The 16,575-nt window shown below is 27.2% G+C and carries 19 protein-coding genes, 1 tRNA gene and 1 pseudogene; 18 read left to right on the top strand and 3 right to left on the bottom strand.

From position 1 onward, the window contains the following. Positions 1-7: 7 nt before the first annotated feature. From fabF to scpB, 11 genes are all read left to right on the top strand, one after another. Positions 8-1,252, top strand: a complete 1,245-nt coding sequence (gene fabF / locus BN8917_RS09380) for a beta-ketoacyl-ACP synthase II (protein ID WP_066873765.1) — start codon at positions 8-10, stop codon at positions 1,250-1,252. Beyond that, positions 1,243-1,752, top strand: coding sequence for an acetyl-CoA carboxylase biotin carboxyl carrier protein (gene accB, locus BN8917_RS09375; protein ID WP_235829994.1), 510 nt, complete (start codon positions 1,243-1,245; stop codon positions 1,750-1,752). Before fabF ends, accB begins: the two co-directional genes overlap by 10 nt. A gap of 2 nt (positions 1,753-1,754) precedes the next feature. Further along, positions 1,755-2,177, top strand: coding sequence for a 3-hydroxyacyl-ACP dehydratase FabZ (gene fabZ / locus BN8917_RS09370; RefSeq protein WP_066873763.1), 423 nt, complete (start codon positions 1,755-1,757; stop codon positions 2,175-2,177). Between the two features lie 9 nt (positions 2,178-2,186). Beyond that, positions 2,187-3,536 carry an acetyl-CoA carboxylase biotin carboxylase subunit gene (locus BN8917_RS09365; protein WP_066873761.1) on the top strand — a complete coding sequence of 450 codons (1,350 nt, stop codon included), beginning with the start codon at positions 2,187-2,189 and terminating at the stop codon, positions 3,534-3,536. Continuing rightward, positions 3,533-4,417 carry an acetyl-CoA carboxylase, carboxyltransferase subunit beta gene (accD, locus tag BN8917_RS09360; RefSeq protein WP_066873759.1) on the top strand — a complete coding sequence of 295 codons (885 nt, stop codon included), beginning with the start codon at positions 3,533-3,535 and terminating at the stop codon, positions 4,415-4,417. Before BN8917_RS09365 ends, accD begins: the two co-directional genes overlap by 4 nt. Continuing rightward, complete coding sequence (locus BN8917_RS09355) at positions 4,398-5,213, top strand: acetyl-CoA carboxylase carboxyltransferase subunit alpha (protein WP_066873757.1); 816 nt, start codon at positions 4,398-4,400, stop codon at positions 5,211-5,213. The genes accD and BN8917_RS09355 overlap by 20 nt, the downstream gene beginning before the upstream one ends. A 48-nt stretch (positions 5,214-5,261) precedes the next feature. Further along, positions 5,262-5,337: transfer RNA gene (locus BN8917_RS09350), tRNA-Trp, on the top strand. A 67-nt stretch (positions 5,338-5,404) separates the two neighbouring features. Further along, the gene (locus tag BN8917_RS09345) at positions 5,405-6,292 is read left to right on the top strand and encodes a DUF368 domain-containing protein (RefSeq protein ID WP_066873755.1); all 888 of its coding nucleotides are present in this window, start codon (positions 5,405-5,407) and stop codon (positions 6,290-6,292) included. 122 nt (positions 6,293-6,414) lie between these two features. Beyond that, the gene (locus BN8917_RS09340) at positions 6,415-7,572 is read left to right on the top strand and encodes a D-alanyl-D-alanine carboxypeptidase family protein (protein ID WP_066873753.1); all 1,158 of its coding nucleotides are present in this window, start codon (positions 6,415-6,417) and stop codon (positions 7,570-7,572) included. Between the two features lie 105 nt (positions 7,573-7,677). Further along, complete coding sequence (locus BN8917_RS09335) at positions 7,678-8,427, top strand: segregation/condensation protein A (protein WP_066873751.1); 750 nt, start codon at positions 7,678-7,680, stop codon at positions 8,425-8,427. Continuing rightward, positions 8,420-8,992, top strand: a complete 573-nt coding sequence (gene scpB, locus BN8917_RS09330) for an SMC-Scp complex subunit ScpB (protein WP_066873749.1) — start codon at positions 8,420-8,422, stop codon at positions 8,990-8,992. The genes BN8917_RS09335 and scpB overlap by 8 nt, the downstream gene beginning before the upstream one ends. A 207-nt stretch (positions 8,993-9,199) precedes the next feature. Here the strand turns inward: scpB and ytfJ are convergent. After that, positions 9,200-9,607 (bottom strand): annotated as a pseudogene (gene ytfJ, locus BN8917_RS09325) (GerW family sporulation protein); the annotation flags it as partial. Continuing rightward, positions 9,585-10,169: a DUF2953 domain-containing protein gene (locus BN8917_RS09320; protein ID WP_066873745.1), complete on the bottom strand. Its 585-nt coding sequence runs from the start codon at positions 10,167-10,169 to the stop codon at positions 9,585-9,587. The gene BN8917_RS09320 and the pseudogene ytfJ, both read right to left, overlap by 23 nt. A 123-nt stretch (positions 10,170-10,292) precedes the next feature. Between BN8917_RS09320 and BN8917_RS09315 the strand changes: the two genes are divergently transcribed. The 3 genes from BN8917_RS09315 to BN8917_RS09305 all read left to right on the top strand — a co-directional run bounded on the left by BN8917_RS09315 (position 10,293) and on the right by BN8917_RS09305 (position 13,468). Beyond that, positions 10,293-11,090: a D-alanyl-D-alanine carboxypeptidase family protein gene (locus tag BN8917_RS09315; protein ID WP_066873743.1), complete on the top strand. Its 798-nt coding sequence runs from the start codon at positions 10,293-10,295 to the stop codon at positions 11,088-11,090. Between the two features lie 111 nt (positions 11,091-11,201). Next, entirely contained in the window at positions 11,202-12,194 is a 993-nt protein-coding gene (locus tag BN8917_RS09310) for a sulfide/dihydroorotate dehydrogenase-like FAD/NAD-binding protein (protein WP_066873741.1), read from the top strand. Beyond that, positions 12,191-13,468 carry an FAD-dependent oxidoreductase gene (locus BN8917_RS09305; protein WP_066873738.1) on the top strand — a complete coding sequence of 426 codons (1,278 nt, stop codon included), beginning with the start codon at positions 12,191-12,193 and terminating at the stop codon, positions 13,466-13,468. The genes BN8917_RS09310 and BN8917_RS09305 overlap by 4 nt, the downstream gene beginning before the upstream one ends. A gap of 45 nt (positions 13,469-13,513) precedes the next feature. Here the strand turns inward: BN8917_RS09305 and BN8917_RS09300 are convergent, their stop codons facing one another. Then, complete coding sequence (locus BN8917_RS09300; protein ID WP_066873736.1) at positions 13,514-13,903, bottom strand: PadR family transcriptional regulator; 390 nt, start codon at positions 13,901-13,903, stop codon at positions 13,514-13,516. 126 nt (positions 13,904-14,029) lie between these two features. Between BN8917_RS09300 and BN8917_RS09295 the strand changes: the two genes are divergently transcribed. The 4 genes from BN8917_RS09295 (at position 14,030) to BN8917_RS09280 (ending at position 16,556) form a co-directional block, all read left to right on the top strand. Then, entirely contained in the window at positions 14,030-14,221 is a 192-nt protein-coding gene (locus BN8917_RS09295) for a hypothetical protein (RefSeq protein ID WP_066873734.1), read from the top strand. A gap of 109 nt (positions 14,222-14,330) precedes the next feature. Continuing rightward, on the top strand, positions 14,331-15,041 hold the full coding sequence (locus tag BN8917_RS09290) for a pseudouridine synthase (RefSeq protein ID WP_066873732.1): 711 nt from the start codon (positions 14,331-14,333) through the stop codon (positions 15,039-15,041). 14 nt (positions 15,042-15,055) lie between these two features. Beyond that, on the top strand, positions 15,056-15,610 hold the full coding sequence (locus BN8917_RS09285; protein ID WP_066873730.1) for a tRNA 5-(aminomethyl)-2-thiouridylate-methyltransferase MnmM: 555 nt from the start codon (positions 15,056-15,058) through the stop codon (positions 15,608-15,610). A 67-nt stretch (positions 15,611-15,677) separates the two neighbouring features. Further along, positions 15,678-16,556: a MurR/RpiR family transcriptional regulator gene (locus tag BN8917_RS09280; protein ID WP_066873728.1), complete on the top strand. Its 879-nt coding sequence runs from the start codon at positions 15,678-15,680 to the stop codon at positions 16,554-16,556. Positions 16,557-16,575 lie beyond the last annotated feature (19 nt).

Here is a 16,575-nt window from a genome sequence, read left to right as displayed (position 1 = left end):
AGAAAACATGGAACATAGAGTAGTAATAACAGGTATTGGAGCAATAACTCCTATAGGTAATAATATAAATGAATTTTGGACTAATACAAAGCTTGGTAAATGTGGAATAGAGAAAATAGATAAAGATAAATATTTTGATACAAGTGATTATCCAGTTAAGATAGCTGGAACAATTAAGAATTTTGATATAGAAGAATACATAGGGAAGAAGGAAGCAAGAAGAAGTGATAGATTTACACATTTAGCTATAAAGGCAGCAGATGAAGCCGTAAGTGATGCAAAATTAAATATTACAGAACTTAATATAGATAGAATTGGGGTAATAGTAGGAGCAGGAATAGGTGGCTATAACACTATGGAAGAACAAATAGGAACTCTAGTTACTAAAGGTCCTAGAAGAGTATCTCCGTTTTATATACCTAGCTCAATAATAAATAGTGTAGCTGGTACATTGTCAATGAGGTTTGGAGTAAAAGGAATATGTGAATCAGTAGTAACAGCTTGCGCTACTGGAACAAGTGCTATAGGTAATGCATTTAGACAGATAAAGCATGGTTATATGGATATAATTATTGCTGGAGGAACAGAAGCGGCAATAGTTCCTTCTGCTATAGCTGGTTTTAGTAATCTTAAAGCATTAAGTACAAGTGAAGATCCTTTAAGAGCTTCAATACCTTTTGATAAAGATAGAAATGGTTTTGTTTTAGGAGAAGGTGCGGGCATATTAATTCTTGAAAGTTTAGAAAGTGCAAATAAAAGAAATGCTAGAATTTATGCGGAAATAGTAGGATATGGTGCAACAAGTGATGCATACCATATAACAGCTCCACATCCAGAAGGTATAGGAGCAGCTAAAGCTATGGAAAATGCTATAAATGAATATGGAATAGAGAAACCTCAAATTGATTATATTAATGCTCATGGAACAAGTACTTTAATAAATGATCGAACTGAGACCAAGGCTATTAAATTATGTTTTAAGGATCATGCTAAAAATTTGGCTATTTCTTCAACAAAATCAATGACTGGACATTTACTTGGTGCAGCAGGGGCTGTTGAATCAATTGTATGTATAAAAGCATTACAAGAAGGATTTATTCCAGCAACTATAGGATTAAAGAATGATGATGAGGAATGTGATCTTGATTATGTTCCTAATAAAGGAAGAAAATCAGTTATTAATTATGCTATTAGTAATTCTCTTGGATTTGGTGGGCATAATGTATCATTATTATTTAAAAAATGGAATTAGAGGTGTCTAATATGAATTTAAAGGATATTGAACAACTTATAGATAAAGTTAATTTATCTGATATTAGTTTATTTGAAGTTAAAATTGATAATATATATATTAAAATGGATAAATCATTAACTAGAAATTCTTCAGAAAATAACAATAACTATGTAGAAAAAAATAAATTTTCCAATAATGAAGATATACCTGATACTAATATAGAAAATAAATATGATATTGAAGATAAAAATAAAGTTGATAATAAAAATACAGAAGATTTTTATATTGTAAAATCACCAATGGTAGGAACATTTTATTTAGCTCCTGGTGTTGGATTAGAGCAATTTGTAAATGTAGGTGATAAGGTTAAACCTGGAGATACTTTATGTATAATTGAAGCTATGAAACTTATGAATGAAATTGAATGTGAAGTATCAGGTGAGATAGTTGAAATCTTACAGCAAAATGAGCAAATGATTCAATATGGTTCAGAATTATTTAAGATAAGGAGATTATAATTATGATGGGAATAAAAGAAATAAAAGAAATATTACCTCATAGATATCCTTTTTTACTAGTTGATAAGGTTGAAAATATTGAAGTTGGTAAAAAAATAATAGCATATAAGAATGTATCAATAAATGAAGAGTTTTTTAATGGACATTTTCCAAATTATCCAGTTATGCCAGGGGTTCTTATAATAGAAGCATTGGCACAAGCAGGAGCAATTGCAATCTTAACTAAGGATGAATTTAAAGGTAAGATACCTTTATTTGCAGGGATAAATAAGGCAAGATTTAAAAAACAAGTTATTCCAGGTGATATTCTAAAATTAGAAGTCGAAATAATTAAATTAAGAGGACCAATAGGAATAGGAACTGGTATTGCAACTGTAAATGATGAAGTTGTTTGTTCTGGTGAAATCCTATTTGCTATACAGTAGGTGATATTTATGTTTAATAAAATATTAATTGCTAATAGAGGAGAAATAGCAGTAAGAATAATAAGAGCATGTAAAGAGTTAGATATAAAAACTGTTGCTGTTTATTCTGAAATTGATAAGGATTCTTTACATGTTAAATTAGCGGATGAAGCAGTATGTATAGGACCATGGAATTCTCTTGATAGTTATTTAAATATAAAAAATATATTAAGTGCATGTGTGCTGACAGGAGCAGAAGCTATACATCCTGGTTTTGGATTTTTATCTGAGAATTCTAGATTTGCAAAGATGTGTGAAGAATGTAATATAAAATTCATAGGACCTTCCTATAAAACTATAGATCTTATGGGGAATAAAGCTAATGCTAGAATGATAATGAAAAAAACTGGGATACCTGTTATACCTGGCTATGAAGGGAAGATAAAATCTATAGATAGTGCTTTAAGTATCGCTAAGGATATTGGATTTCCTCTAATGATAAAAGCAGCTGCTGGTGGAGGTGGAAAAGGGATTAGGATAGTACGAGAAATAAAAGATTTTGAAGAAAATTATAATCAAGCAAAAGCAGAAGCAAAAGTAAATTTCTCTGATGATACTATGTATATAGAAAAATTCATAGAAAATCCTAAGCATATAGAAATACAAATAGTAGCAGATGAATTTGGAAATTATTTATATTTATTTGAAAGAGATTGTTCAATTCAACGTAAAAATCAAAAAGTTATAGAAGAAGCACCTTCCTTAGTATTAGATGAAGATTTAAGAAGAGAAATGGGGAATATGGCAATAAGTGCTGCTAAAGCCGTTTCTTATAAAAATGTAGGGACTATAGAATTTTTAGTAGATAAGAATAATAATTTTTATTTTATGGAAATGAATACACGTATACAAGTTGAACACCCAATAACAGAAATGATTACAGGCATTGATTTATTAAAAGAACAAATTAAGATTGCTAGTGGGCAAAAACTATCAATTACTCAAGATGAACTAACTATTAATGGGCATTCAATAGAATGTAGAATAAATGCAGAAGATACTGATAGAGGATTTCTACCTTCTCCAGGTACTATAGATAATATACATTTTCCTGGGGGAAATGGAATAAGAATTGATAGTGGTGTTTATTCTGGATATACAATACCTCATTGCTATGATTCAATGATTGCTAAATTAATTGTTCATGGATGTAACAGAACAGAAGCTATACAAAAAATGAAAAGAGCCTTAGAAGAGTTTAATATATGTGGAATAAAAACCAATATAAATTATCAATTAAAAATCTTAAATAATGAGAGGTTTTTAAAGGGTGATTATACTACATCATTTTTAATAAGTGAGTTGGTGGAGAATAAATGATTAAAGGATTTTTAAGTAAAAATAAAAAAAAATTTATAACAGTTAGTACTGTTGAATTAAAAAAAGAAGAGCATAAGCCTAATATTCCTACTGGGATGTGGAGTAAATGTTTAGGATGTAATAATATACTCTATACTGAAGATATAGAAAATAATTTTAACATATGTCCTAAGTGTGGTTATCATTTTAGAATAAATTCTAAAAAAAGAATTGAAATATTGCTTGATAAAGATAGTTTTGAGGAGTTAGATAAAAATTTAATCGGGAGAAATCCTCTTCAGTTTAAAAATTATGATGAAAAGTTAAAGAAGATTAGAGCATGTACTGGTTTAAATGAAGCTGTAGTTAGTGGTATTGGTAAAATTAGAGATAAAAAAATAATTTTATGTATTATGGATTCAGAAGTTATGATGGGAAGTATGGGGACAGCTGTAGGAGAAAAAATAACTAGAGCAATAGAGAAGGCTACAGAAGAAAGGTTACCAGTTATAATTTTTACAGCATCAGGTGGAGCTAGAATGCAGGAAGGTATATATTCATTAATGCAGATGGCTAAAATAAGTGGAGCTATACAAAGACATTCAGAAACAGGAGGCTTATATATATCAGTATTAACAGATCCTACTACAGGAGGAGTTACAGCAAGTTTTGCAATGTCTGGAGATATAATATTAAGTGAACCCAATTGTTTAATTGGATTTGCAGGGAGAAGAGTAATAGAAAAAACTATAAATACTGATTTACCACATAATTTTCAAAAATCTGAATTTTTATTAGAAAAGGGATTTATAGATAAAATAGTTAATAGGAAGGAAATGAAAAATACTATTTATAGAATTTTAAAAATGCATGAGGTGAATTATGAAAAGAGAGTTAATTAGGACTATGAATGCTTGGGAAAAGGTTGAAACGGCTAGAAGAATTGATAGACCAAATGCTGAATTTTATATAAATAATATTTTTGATGATTTTATAGAATTACATGGAGATAGAAATTTTGGTGATGATAAATCTATAATTGGTGGATTAGCTAGAATAGATTCTATTAATTTTACTGTAATAGGAATTTGTAAAGGAAATACTACTAAAGAAAATATAAAAAGAAATTTTGGGATGCCACATCCAGAGGGATATAGAAAGGCTTTACGTCTTATGAAACAAGCAGAAAAGTTTAATAGACCTATTATATGTTTTATTGATACATCTGGTGCATTTTGTGGAGTTGCAGCAGAAGAAAGAGGGCAAGGGCAAGCTATAGCTCAAAATTTAGTAGAAATGATGGGATTAAAAGTTCCTATAATATCAATAGTTATTGGAGAAGGGGGAAGCGGCGGTGCTTTAGCGCTATCAGTAGCTAATAAAATTTTTATGTTAGAACATTCAATTTATTCTATATTATCACCTGAAGGATTTGCAACAATTTTATGGAAGGATGTAACTAAAGCTAAAGATGCAGCAGAAGTAATGAAAATAACAGCTCAAGACCTTAAAAACTTTAATATAATAGATGGTGTTATTAAAGAACCGTGGGGAGGAGCACATAAAAATCCTGTTAGAATGTCATTAATGATAAAAAAGACTATAATAAAAGCTATAAGTGAATTACGAGGGCAAAGTGTAAAAGAATTATTAGAAGATAGATATAATAAATTTAGAAAAATTGAATGTAACATATAAAAATGTTGAATTATATATTTTTATGTATTATAATTATGTATAGTTTATAGGGGTATGGCTCAATTGGTAGAGTAGTGGTCTCCAAAACCATTGGTTGCGGGTTCGAGTCCTGCTGCCCCTGCCAAGGAAGGTTCTGTAATAACAGAACCTTTTTTCTTTAAAAATTTAATAAAAGGGGGAATTTTAAAATTATGTATATAATTAATTTTATACGTGGTTTTATGATGGCTTTAGCTGATAGTGTACCAGGAGTTTCAGGAGGGACAATAGCATTTATATTAGGCTTTTATAATGATTTTATAAGTGCTTTAAATAACTTAACTTCTAGATCAAGTATACAATCTAAGAAAAAATCTATTTTATTTTTAATAAAACTAGGAATAGGATGGGTATTTGGATTTGTAATATCTATTTTATTTATTGGATCTATATTTAATAAAGAAATATATAATATAAGTTCTTTATTTACAGGGTTTATTGTTTGTTCTATACCTATAATTTTAAAAGAGGAAAAGGATGAAATAAAAGGGAGATATACATTTTTAATCTTTACTATTATAGGTATCAGTATAGTATGTTTATTAACATATTTTAATCCTGCAAATAGTACTGGTGATAGTGGAGTTACATTACAAGGATTTTCATTACCATTGGCTATATATTTATTCTTCTCTGGAATGATAGCTATATCAGCAATGGTTTTACCAGGTATATCTGGATCAACAATATTATTAATATTAGGCTTATATGCTCCTATAATAACTGCTGTTAAAGAAGTTTTAACTTTTAATTTTAAATATTTACCTATGACTGTGATATTTGGATTAGGTATTATTGTAGGAGTTGTTACAACTATTAAGTTAATAAAATATTTATTATCTAGATTTAGAGCACAAATGATTTATTTAATTTTAGGATTAATGATTGGTTCTATATATGCTGTATTTATGGGACCAACTACACTAGAGGAATATAAACCAGCTATGAATTTAAGTAGTTTTAGCATTTTATTCTTTATAATTGGAGGAATAATAATAATAGGTCTTCAAAAAATGAAAACATATTTTGAAAGTAAATAATTATTAAAAGAACTATCTGTAAATAGATAGTTCTTTTTTATTATAATTAAACAATTTCTTTATTTTTTAATAAATAAATTATTTTAGGAAAAAATAATTTATATGTAAAGGAGGAGTTTAAAATGAAAAAAATATTTAACAACATAATAGTTATAATAATGAGTATAATAATGAGTTTTTTCATTGTAGTACCAGCATTTGCTGATGAAAGTTTAGAAGTTGAAGCTAATTCAGCATTATTGATTGAAGTTTCTAGTGGGAATGTTCTATATGAAAAAAATTCTAATAAGCAATATGCCCCAGCATCTGTGACTAAAATAATGACTATGTTATTAACTATGGAAGCTATAGATTCAGGTAAAATATCACTAAATGATAAAGTTACTATTAGTGAAACAGCTAAAAAAATGGGGGGAAGTACTATGCTTTTAGATGTTGGTGAAATTAGAACTGTTGAAGATCTTATAAAGGGTGTAGGTATAGCTTCAGGAAATGATGCAGCAGTGGCATTAGCAGAGTATCTAGGAGGAACAGAACAAAACTTTGTATCTATGATGAATAAAAGGGCAAAAGAATTAGGAATGAACAATACTGTATTTAAAAATTGTACAGGATTACCTATAGAAGGACATTTATCAACTGCATATGATATCTCACTTATGTCTAGAGAATTATTAAAGCATGATACTATTTTAAAATATACAAGTATATATATGGAAACTATATCAGAAGGAAGAAAGTCACCTATTGAATTAGTTAATCATAATAAACTTGTAAGATTCTTTAAAGGTTGTGATGGATTAAAAACAGGTTTTACAAATGACGCTAAGTATTGTATTTCTGCAACTGCAACAAGAGAAGGTACAAGAATGTTAACAGTAATCATGGGAGCTCCAACATTTAAAATAAGAAATAGAGATGCAAGTATGCTTATGAATTATGGATTTTCTAAATATGAAACAACAAAAGTTGTTTCAAAAGATGAAGATGTAGAAAAAATTTCTTTAAATAAAAAAGGGGATAAATATATAATTTTAAAAGCTTGTAATGATGTCTTAATAACAACAGAAAAAGGTAAAAAATCAGATATACAAACTAAAATAGAGTTAAATGATATTAAAAATAAAAATATCAAAAAAGGTGATATATTAGGAACATATGATTTTTATCTAAATGATAAGAAGATAGCAAGTGTAGATTTATATTCTGATAGAGAATGTAAGAAGAATGGTTTAATATCTAATACTAAGGATAAAATATTAAATTTAATAGATAAATAATATCAGAGTAGCGATAATTGTATATTATCGCTACTTTTTGTTGCTTTATATATTATTATTTTGATATTATATAGTTTGAGATTAATATGGTAAGGAGTAATAATTATGGGGATGCCTATTATAAAAATATCTAATTTTGATGGCCCATTTGATCTTTTATTACATTTAATTAAAAAAAATGAAATGAGCATAAATGATATTAAAATAGAAGAGATTATAAGTCAATATCTTGAATATATATCTTTAATGCAAGAATTAGATTTAGAAATAACATCTGAATTTATAGTTATGGCGGCAACTTTAATTGAGATAAAATCTAAGACATTACTTCCAGTTGAGAAAAAAGAAGAAGAAGAGGTAGATTCAGAAAGTTTACAGAAAGATCTTATGAATAAACTTCTAGAATATAAGAAATTTAAAAAAGCATCAGAGTATTTTAAGGAAAAAGATCTTATACATGGCGAAGTATTTACTAAAAAAGCTGAGGTTATTGAAATAATAGATAATATAGAAATTGATAAATCATATTTTAAAAATATAACTATGGTAGAATTGTATGAATTATATAAAAAGCTTATTAAAAGTTATAATGAAAAACAAAATACAAATATTATCGAAAAGAAGATTAGTGTTGATAAATATAAAATAAAAGATAAAGTTAATCTTATAAGAGGAAGACTAAAGTTTAATAGTATAATTAGATTTTCAGATTTATCTTATGAATGTGAGTGTAAATTAGAACTAGTTGTTACTTTTCTTGCTATACTTGAAATGATAAAAATCGAAGAAATAAAAGTTTTACAATATGATAATTTTGAAGAAATAATAATAGAAAAGGTGGACAATTATGAATAATATTTCAGAACAATTAGAATTTGAAGAGGCCTCTAATAGAAAAAAGATATTTTCGGTAATAGAATCACTATTATTTGTATCAGGAGAACCACTTTCTTCATCAGATATTTCCAAAATAATAGGATTAAGTACAGATGATACTATAAACTATTTAAAAGAATTAAGTATAAAATATGAAGAAGCAGAAGATAGGGGAATAAAGCTTATTTTATTGAATGGCATGTATCAATTAGTAACTAAGAATGAAAATAGTAATTTTATTCAAAGATTATTGAAGAAAAATGTAAGACAGTCATTATCTCAAGCTTCTCTAGAAAGTCTTGCAATAATTGCATATAAACAGCCAATTACTAGAGTAGAAATTGATGAAATAAGAGGGGTTAAAAGTGATAGCGCGATACAAAGATTAATAGAAAAAAATTTAGTAGAAGAAACAGGTAGATTAGAGGTAGCGGGAAGACCTATTCTATATGGAACTACTGATGAATTTTTAAGACATTTTGCTTTAACAGATATAGATGAGTTACCATCATTAGAATTATATGAAAATTATGAAGAACTATAAAATATGCTCTAGATAACAAAATTATCTAGAGCATATTTTTTAGCTATTTTAAGATTTTTGAGTATTTGAACTATTTTGTGTAGCTGACATCTTAGATTGAGTTTGATTATTTTGAGTACTTTGTGTAGCTTGGGTATTTTGCATATTTGTACTATTTTGAGTGTTTTGCATATTTGTAGCAGTTTGTGTATTTTGTGCTTGATTTCCAGATGTATTTTGTTGTTGAGAATTTTTATCCTTACTTAAAAGATCCTTTAATCTATCCATAACTTGAGGGATAGTATCAATAATTCTATCATATGTATTATTTTGATCAACTTGTAGTAGTCTTACACCACCATTTTGTAGAACTAAAAATGCTACTGGTTTTACTGTTACACCAGAACCAGAACCTCCTCCAAATGGGAATCTTCCATCAGGAGTTGCATTTTCTCTATTTTTAGGGAAATCTGATCCACCAGATGCAAAACCAAATGATACTTTTGATATTGGAATTATATATCCACCATCAGCAGTTTCTATTCCATCACCTATGACTGTATTTACATCTATCATATCTTTTAAATTTTCCATAGTAGTTTTCATTAAATTTTCAATTGGATGTTTGTTTTCCATAATACTCCCTATTAGGGGCACCTCCCTTTTTTTCGATATTTATTAATAATATAAATGCGATATATATAATTTGTGCTAAATTAATATATATTATACTTTCAAACTCGAAATTTAAATTGGAATTATCTGTGAATGATGGTGTTATTGAAATATTACTTTTATTTATTTTTACAAATAACCCCATAACACTTATAAGACTATATACCACAGTATTTATTAATCCATATACTTGTGCCGTTAAGGCACAATCTGATAAAGAATAGTCTGAAATAAGTGTTAAATTTGAAATAGGCTTTATTTTATTATTTCTAAACATCGTTATAAGATTTTCAATATTAAATTTTATATTTATTTTTTTATTTTTCTTTATAGGTGTTTCCTCTTCAATATTTTCTTTATCATATTTTGAATTCAAATTATCATTAACTATATTTTTATCATTTGAATATATCTTAAATTTATATAAGTATATATTCAACTTTTTATTTGAAAAAGTAATCTTCAATCTTATTTTTACTGGTATTATAAATATAAGTATTAATATAATGAGTGCTAGAATCATAGTATATCCCTCCTTTCTTTATTAAGTATGTGCATTTTTAAAAAAATAACTATAAAAAAATTTATACTTATTTATTTAATAGCACAAACTAATGAAAGAGCTTTAAACTAAGGAGGAGAAAAAATGAAAAAATTTATAATATTTTTTTTATTAAGTATACTAATTTTAAATAGTACTTCAGTACTAGCTTTTTCTAAAGATATAACACCAGAAGCTCATTATGCAATAGCTATTGATGGGAAAACAAAAAAGATACTTTATGAGAAGAGGGGCTTTGAAAATGTACCTATGGCAAGTACTACTAAAATGTTAACAGCGTTAATTGCTATAAATTATGGGAATCTAGATGATCAAGTAGAGATATCTAAGAATGCTGCTTCTATTAGAGGATCTAAGGTTGGATATCGAACTGGAGAAAAAATAAGTTTAAGAGAATTAACATGGGGCTTAATGTTTAAATCAGGAAATGACGCTGCAATAGCTATTGCAGAACATTTAGGTGGATCTGTAGAAGGATTTTCTGTTATAATGAATGATTTTGCGAAAATGATAGGTATAATAGATTCTAACTTTCAGTCTCCACATGGACTAGATAGTCAAATGCATTTTTCTTCAGCATATGATTTGGCAGTTCTTGGAGCTAAGGCTATGGAGAATGAAACTTTTAAAGAAATTGTTAGTTCAAAAGAATTACCTAAAAGTACATCAGGATTTTCTAGAGATTATAATAATATAAATAAAATACTTTGGAGAATACCTGGTGCTAATGGTATAAAAACAGGATATACAGGTCAGGCTGGAAAATGTTTAGTTACATCTGTAAATCATAATAATAGAAATATCATTATAGTAGTTTTAAATTGTCCAGAAAGATGGAAAGTAACTGAAAAGATTTATGATTATATAAAAAAAGATTTATAGTTTTTTATAGAGTATCTATATATAGGTACTCTATTTTTTATTAGCTGTTTTTGTAACAAAAAATATATATAAACGATAAGCTATAGTAATAGTATGATTATGGAGAATTTTATGAATTACGAAAATATAGATTGTATAGATTGTGGAACAGAGTTCTGTCCCTGTCATTTAGCGGAAGCAGGGGAATGTATATTATGTTCTCAATTACAAGGAAAATGCTTTTGTGATTGTAAAAATTGGAAGGGTGTTTGTATTTATCAAGAGTTTAAAAATAATAATTTTAAAGCGAAGCCTGGAAGAAAAATCTATGAAGTTAATATAAAAGAAAAAGTTATTCTAGATGAAAATTTATTAAAATTAGTTATTGAATCTCCACATAAACTTGTAATGGACCTTATAGCACCGGGTTCTTTTATATTTATAAGAGGAAATGTAGATAATGAATATTTTGATTTCCCAATATCTATAGAAGAAGCAAATTCTAATGATAATACATTAACTTTATTTATAGAAATACGAGGTATTAAAACAAAGAAAATTGTAAAATTGGGAGTAGGAGATATATTAACTATTAGAGGTCCTTATTTTAATGGTAGCTTTGGAATAAAGAATATAAATGATACTACAAATAGTAAAGCATTAGTTTTAGCTAGAGGGATAGGGATAGCACCAGCTATGCCTGTAATTAATAAATTAATAACATCAAATAATTCTATAAAAGTTATAAATGATATAAAACCATTTAAAGAAGATTATTTAAAAGATAGATTAAGCTCATTGAATATCAGTGCAGAATATCTAAATATTATTAATAAAGGTGAACTTACAGAGGATATAAAAAGCTTAATAAAAAAAGAAATAGATTCAGGGGTAGAGTTAATACATTGTTCGGGAGCGGATATTTTAGCATATAGATTATTAGAATTTTTAGAATCTATAAATAAAATAGATATTAAATTAAGTTGTTCAAATAATTCAAAAATGTGTTGTGGAGAAGGCGTTTGTGGAAGTTGTTCAGCAAGATTTTCAAGTCATAATATAAAGAGATTATGCAAAGTACAATCAGATCCTAAAAATATTTTTGAAGGAAGGAGATTTATATGAAAGTTTTAATTATAGGTGGAGGCTGGGCTGGAGTAGCAGCAGCTATAGAAGCAAAAAAAATAGGAGCAGATGTAGAAATATTTGAAAAAACAGATTTTTTATTAGGACTTGGTAACGTTGGTGGTATAATGAGAAATAACGGAAGATATACTGCGGCAGAAGAGTTGAAAGCAATGGGAGCTGGAGAGTTAATAGATATCTGTGATAAATTAACTAGGCATAAAGACATAGAATTTCCAGGACATAAACATGCTTGGCTTTATGATGCTAATTTAATAGAAGGAGAAGTAGCTAGATATATTAAGGAACTTGGAATAATAGTACATTCTGTGACTAGGATAATAGATATAAAGTTAGAGGATAAAAAAATTATTGGATTAATAGATAGTGAACAAAATTTTTATCCTGGAGATGTATTTATAGAAACAACTGGTTCAACAGGCCCAATGGGAAATTGCTTAAGATATGGTAATGGCTGTGCTATGTGTGTTTTAAGATGTCCATCTTTTGGGCCAAGAATAAGTATTAGCAATAGATGTGGTATAGAAGATATACAAGGTGAAAGAGAAGGAAATGAACTTGGAGCTTTTAGTGGATCTTGTAAATTAGCTAAAGAAACCTTGTCAGAAGAAATACAAAATGAACTAAATACTAAAGGAGTAGTTATATTAAAGATACCTGAAGAGGATATAAATTATGATAAACTTAATAAAAAAGTATGCCAACAATATGCATTAAAAGAATTTGCTGAAAATTTAGTGTTATTAGATACTGGAGATGCTAAACTTATGACAACATATTACCCTTTAGATAAATTAAGAAAAATAAAAGGTCTTGAAAATGCAAAATATATAGATCCTTACGCTGGTGGTAAGGGTAATTCTGTGAGATATTTATCAGTTGCACCAAGAACAAATGATATGAGAGTAAAAGGTGTAGATAATCTTTTTTGTGCTGGAGAAAAATCAGGTTTATTTGTAGGTCATACAGAAGCTATAGTAACCGGTACATTAGCTGGATATAATGCTGTAAGACAAGCGTTAGGTATGCCTCTTCTTATATTACCTTCAGCTATATGTACAGGTGATATAATATCATATGCCAATAGTTTAATGGATTCTAAAGCAGGAAGAATGACTAGATTTACTTTTGCAGGATCAGTCTTTTTTAATAGAATGATTGAAAAAAACTTGTATACAATTGATACTAAAGAAATTGAAAATAGAATTAAGAAATTAAATTTAGAAAATATCTTTTTTACTAAACTTATTTAATCAATAAATAAAAAAATATTCCTCTTTTTAAAAAGAGGAGTATTTTCAATTACTTAGCATTTTTATAAGAATATCTAAAGTAGCTTTATTTTTATGTAGTGCATCTACATAATTTGAAATATGAGTTTTATAATATCTTATTCCTTCATCAGTTATTCTATAAATTTTTTTACTACGCTTATTTACAAACTGATCACCTATCCAATTACTAACTACCAATCCATTTTCCTCTAATGAATAGAGAGTATCATAAATTGTACTTGACGATACTGGAAAAGGTAATGGGGAATTAGCAAATGTTAATTTAAAAGTTTCTAAAACTTTATTCCCGAATATTTCCTGACCTTTAGACAATTCTTTAAGTATATAAAAGCTATATAATTGTTTTGTATTAACTATATTTCTAGGAGCAACCATTCTAGTTCTTGAACTCATAATATCACCTCTTAAATATATTATACATAGTTTATAAAAGTGAGTAAATTAATTTACATAAAAATAAAATGGAACAAAAAAATATATTAAGAATAACATATATTAAGATGTAAAAGAGGTGATATTATGTCAAAGAGAAGAGGATGCTGTTGTCCATGTAATAATTGTTGTAATCCTTGTAATAGAGGCTGTTGTAATCCTTGTGGAGGAAATAACTGCTTTGGAGGAGGATTTGGTTCATCATGTAACCCATTATTATTATTATTTTTATTTGGTGGAATTGGCGGATTCGGAGGAAGATGCGGTAGATTCTTCTAAAAATAGTCTATCTAAAAATAGCAGTAGATATTATCTACTGTTATTTTACTTGAAGAAAAACTTTTAATTAATTACAATTAATATATTAATAATAAATGGAGGAATATAGATGGAAGAGCGACTTCAGAAATATATGGCTAGATGTGGTGTTGCTTCTAGACGTAAATGTGAGGAAATAATAAAAAGTGGAGAAGTTAATGTAAATGGAATAGTTACTACTGAACTTGGTACTAAAATCAATAATAATAATGATATCGTTGAAGTTTATGGTAAAAGAATATATTTAGAAGAAAATAAGATATATATAATGTTAAATAAACCAGAGGGATATATAACTAGTAATAATGATGAAAAAAATAGAAAAACTATTTTAGATTTAGTTAAGGTTAATGAGAGAATTTATTCAATAGGTAGACTTGATTATGATACATCTGGTTTATTATTACTTACTAATGATGGTGATATATATAATAAAGTAATTCATCCTAGAAAAGAAATTGATAAAACATATGTAGCTGTAGTAAAAGGACTATTTACACCAAAAGAAATGGAAAAATTCAAAAATGGAGTTGATATAGGTGGATATATTACAGCTAAAGCTAATATAAGACTATTAGAAAAAAAAGAGAAGGAATGTACTGTAGAAATAAAGATACATGAAGGAAAAAATAGACAAGTTAGAAGGATGTGTTCTGCATTAGGTCATGAAGTTAAAAAGTTAAAGCGTATTTCAATTGGAAATCTAAAATTAAATGATCTAAAAAAGGGACAATGGAGATATCTTACTACAGAAGAAATTATATATTTAAATAACTTATAAGTTAGGAGGTTAATATGTTTAATTATATAAATAGTTTTAATAATATTGTACATAGTATTATAGAAAATAATATTAAAAATAAAAATATAGCAATAGATGCGACACTTGGTAATGGATATGATACAGATTTTTTAAAAGATAGATTTAGTAAAGTGTATAGTTTTGATATACAAGAAAAAGCTGTAAATTCTTATAAAAAGAAGTCTATATATAATGTTGAAGTAATACTAGATAGTCACGAATATTTTAATAAATATATTTCTAATGATATTAAAATAGATTGCATAGTATATAATTTAGGTTATTTACCTGGAAGTGATAAGTCTATAACTACTAAAAGAGAGAGCACTATAAAAAGTATAGAAATTGCTTTAGAATTATTAAATCCAAATGGATTAATTTTAATTGCTATGTATCCTGGACATGAAGAAGGATTAAGGGAGAAAGAAGAAATATTAAAACTTGCAAAAAAATTAAATACTCGTGAATATGGAGTACTATATCAAGAGTTTATAAATAGACCTAATAATCCACCTTGCTTAATTATAATAGAAAAAAATAATTCTTGAAGCTTATGTAAGTAAATGATAGAATTAAAATTAAATAATTCATTTTATTTTAAGGAAGGAAATATTTATGGAAAATAGTCAAGATTTGATGAAGCTAATTCAATTAAAATTCCCTAAACTTAGTAAAGGTCAGAAATTAATAGCAGAGTATATACTTAGTAATTATGATAAAGCGGCATTTATGACAGCAGCTAAGCTAGGAGTAAGTGTTGGAGTAAGTGAATCAACAGTTGTTAGATTTGCTATTGAGCTTGGATTTTCAGGTTATCCTAAATTACAGAAATCATTACAAGAATTAATAAAAAATAAATTAACAACAGTTCAGAGATTAGAGTTATCAAAAGATTTCATAAAAGAAGAAAATCCACTTAAAGGTGTACTTAAAGCTGATATGGAAAACATAAGATCAACACTTGAAAAAATAAACTATGATGATTTTGAGCAGGTAGTAGATGATCTATTTAATGCTAAAAAAATATATATAGTTGGTCTTAGAAGTTCTACATCACTTGCAGAATTTTTAGGATTTTATTTAAGTTTAATTTTAGAAGATGTAAAAGTTGTTTCAAATGGTATGAGCGACTTGTTTGAACAAATGATTAATATTGGTAAAGGAGATGTAGTTATAGGGATAGGTTTTCCAAGATATGCTACAAAGACTATTGATGCTCTAGCTTTTGCTAGAAGTAGAAATGCAAAAGCAATTGCATTAACAGATAGTTTGATTTCTCCATTAGCTACAAATGCGGACTGTACATTAATTGCTCAAAGTAATATGGCTTCATTTGTAGATTCCCTAGTAGCACCTCTTAGTATAATTAATGCTTTAGTTATATCTGTAGGGATGAGAGAAAAAGAAAAGATAACACATACTTTTGAAGATTTAGAAGATATATGGAAAGAATATAATGTATATTCTTACAATAAAAATAATATTGAAAAATAAAGTTAAGCTGTTTATATTA

The organism is Clostridium mediterraneense (assembly GCF_900091705.1).
Taxonomy (GTDB): domain Bacteria; phylum Bacillota; class Clostridia; order Clostridiales; family Clostridiaceae; genus Sarcina; species Sarcina mediterraneense.
Note: the sequence above shows the minus strand (reverse complement) of the source record. Positions and strands in the feature narration are given on the sequence as shown.

What these genes read in the sequence shown, in the direction of transcription:
- accD (WP_066873759.1), top strand. Translation starts at nt 3,533, where the DNA reads ATGATTAAAGGATTTTTAAGTAAAAATAAAAAAAAATTTATAACAGTT.
- BN8917_RS09310 (WP_066873741.1), top strand. Translation starts at nt 11,202, where the DNA reads ATGAATTACGAAAATATAGATTGTATAGATTGTGGAACAGAGTTCTGT.
- BN8917_RS09315 (WP_066873743.1), top strand. Translation starts at nt 10,293, where the DNA reads ATGAAAAAATTTATAATATTTTTTTTATTAAGTATACTAATTTTAAAT.
- BN8917_RS09355 (WP_066873757.1), top strand. Translation starts at nt 4,398, where the DNA reads ATGAAAAGAGAGTTAATTAGGACTATGAATGCTTGGGAAAAGGTTGAA.
- BN8917_RS09305 (WP_066873738.1), top strand. Translation starts at nt 12,191, where the DNA reads ATGAAAGTTTTAATTATAGGTGGAGGCTGGGCTGGAGTAGCAGCAGCT.
- BN8917_RS09300 (WP_066873736.1), bottom strand. Translation starts at nt 13,903, where the DNA reads ATGAGTTCAAGAACTAGAATGGTTGCTCCTAGAAATATAGTTAATACA.
- BN8917_RS09290 (WP_066873732.1), top strand. Translation starts at nt 14,331, where the DNA reads ATGGAAGAGCGACTTCAGAAATATATGGCTAGATGTGGTGTTGCTTCT.
- BN8917_RS09365 (WP_066873761.1), top strand. Translation starts at nt 2,187, where the DNA reads ATGTTTAATAAAATATTAATTGCTAATAGAGGAGAAATAGCAGTAAGA.
- BN8917_RS09335 (WP_066873751.1), top strand. Translation starts at nt 7,678, where the DNA reads ATGGGGATGCCTATTATAAAAATATCTAATTTTGATGGCCCATTTGAT.
- BN8917_RS09280 (WP_066873728.1), top strand. Translation starts at nt 15,678, where the DNA reads ATGGAAAATAGTCAAGATTTGATGAAGCTAATTCAATTAAAATTCCCT.
- scpB (WP_066873749.1), top strand. Translation starts at nt 8,420, where the DNA reads ATGAATAATATTTCAGAACAATTAGAATTTGAAGAGGCCTCTAATAGA.
- fabF (WP_066873765.1), top strand. Translation starts at nt 8, where the DNA reads ATGGAACATAGAGTAGTAATAACAGGTATTGGAGCAATAACTCCTATA.
- fabZ (WP_066873763.1), top strand. Translation starts at nt 1,755, where the DNA reads ATGATGGGAATAAAAGAAATAAAAGAAATATTACCTCATAGATATCCT.
- BN8917_RS09295 (WP_066873734.1), top strand. Translation starts at nt 14,030, where the DNA reads ATGTCAAAGAGAAGAGGATGCTGTTGTCCATGTAATAATTGTTGTAAT.
- accB (WP_235829994.1), top strand. Translation starts at nt 1,243, where the DNA reads ATGGAATTAGAGGTGTCTAATATGAATTTAAAGGATATTGAACAACTT.
- BN8917_RS09320 (WP_066873745.1), bottom strand. Translation starts at nt 10,169, where the DNA reads ATGATTCTAGCACTCATTATATTAATACTTATATTTATAATACCAGTA.
- BN8917_RS09285 (WP_066873730.1), top strand. Translation starts at nt 15,056, where the DNA reads ATGTTTAATTATATAAATAGTTTTAATAATATTGTACATAGTATTATA.
- BN8917_RS09340 (WP_066873753.1), top strand. Translation starts at nt 6,415, where the DNA reads ATGAAAAAAATATTTAACAACATAATAGTTATAATAATGAGTATAATA.
- BN8917_RS09345 (WP_066873755.1), top strand. Translation starts at nt 5,405, where the DNA reads ATGTATATAATTAATTTTATACGTGGTTTTATGATGGCTTTAGCTGAT.